Source organism: Lysinibacillus sp. NPDC093216, assembly GCF_050280325.1.
Taxonomy (GTDB): domain Bacteria; phylum Bacillota; class Bacilli; order Bacillales_A; family Planococcaceae; genus Lysinibacillus.
Genome location: NZ_JBNNVB010000067.1, coordinates 1 through 1,467 on the forward strand (window position 1 = coordinate 1; position 1,467 = coordinate 1,467).

1 protein-coding gene is annotated in these 1,467 nt (G+C 35.7%); it reads left to right on the forward strand.

Features of this window, described 5'->3' with window-relative positions; all coding sequences use genetic code 11:
• The first annotated feature begins 94 nt into the window (after positions 1-94).
• Positions 95-1,428 (forward strand): IS3 family transposase gene (locus tag ACQKOG_RS27095; protein ID WP_427448593.1). Its coding sequence is split into 2 segments (ribosomal slippage): positions 95-479 and positions 479-1,428, totalling 1,335 coding nucleotides; the frame shifts between segments, so codons are not numbered across the junction.
• Positions 1,429-1,467 lie beyond the last annotated feature (39 nt).

The following is a 1,467-nucleotide window of genomic DNA, read 5'->3' on the forward strand; positions in this document are numbered from 1 at the left end:
TAAACTGTACCCTATAAGATAGACACTTTGAAAAAAGTCTATCCTATAGGGTACTTTTGTTTATAATGAGAAAAAAGATGTCGGAGCGGAATAAATGACGAAGAGATTATTTACTAAAAAAGAGCAAGAACAACTAAAATGTAATCCTAATGTCCAGGCTATTAGTGATAAAGCGATTACTTATACTGAGGAATTTAAACGCCATTTTATTGCAGAAAATGAAAAAGGGAAACTCCCAAGAACGATTTTTGAAGAGGCTGGTTTAGATGTTGAACTGATTGGTTTGAAGCGCATTAGTTCAGCAGGAAAGCGTTGGCGTGCAGCTTATCGTACAACTGGAGTAGCTGGTCTACAAGATACACGTAAAACGAATTCAGGTCGTCCATCAGAACGGGAATTAAGTTTAGAAGAAAAAATTGCACGATTAGAAGCGAAAAATAGATTATTACAAGCGGAGAATGAACTTTTAAAAAAGCTCGATCTACTCGAAAGGCAGATGTTAAAGAAGAAATAACAATCGCAACGGAACTAAAGTTTGAATTAATCAGTAAAACGATTCAAAAATATAAACTAAAACGTTTAGTAAGCTATCTATGTGAAATTATGGGCGTATCTCGTTCAGGTTACTATAATTATTTCACAGAGAAATCAATGCAAAAGCGTGCAGCATATGAATTAGCAGATGAAGCAACCAAAGAAATCATTTTAAAAGCGTATCATTTCCGAGGACGTAGAAAAGGTGCACGTCAGATTAAAATGACGTTAGAAAATCAATATGGAATTACATATAACTTAAAACGTATTCGCCGCATTATGAAGAAATTTGAGATTATATGCCCAATTCGAAAAGCGAATCCGGCACGTAGAATGGCCAAAGCAACAAAAGAACATCGTACATGTCCAAATGAATTACAGCGTAACTTTAAACAAGGTGTAGCAGGAAAAGTATTATTAACAGATATCACGTATTTGACGTATGGAAACGGCAAACGTGCTTATTTATTAACGATTAAGGACGCTGAAACAAACGAAATTTTAGCGTATGAAGTATCTGCTTCTTTAAGTATGGATATTGCGCTCAATACTCTTCGTAAATTGAAGCGAAATCACCACCATTTAACGAAAGATGCATTTATTCATTCAGATCAAGGATTCCATTATACGAATCCAAAATTCCAGAAACTTGTGAAGGAAATGGGACTAGGGCAATCTATGTCACGTCGAGGGAACTGTTGGGATAACGCCCCTCAAGAATCCTTCTTCGGTCATTTTAAAGATGAAACCAATCTGAAAGCGTGCGAAACATTAGAAGAAGTAAAACGAGAAGTGAAAAGTTATATGATGTATTACAACCATTATCGAGGGCAATGGAACTTGAAAAAGCTGCCGCCTGCAAAATACAGACAGCAGCTTCAAAAGGTTGCTTAGCTTTTTTTCAAAATGTCCTTTACAAAGGGTACACTTTAA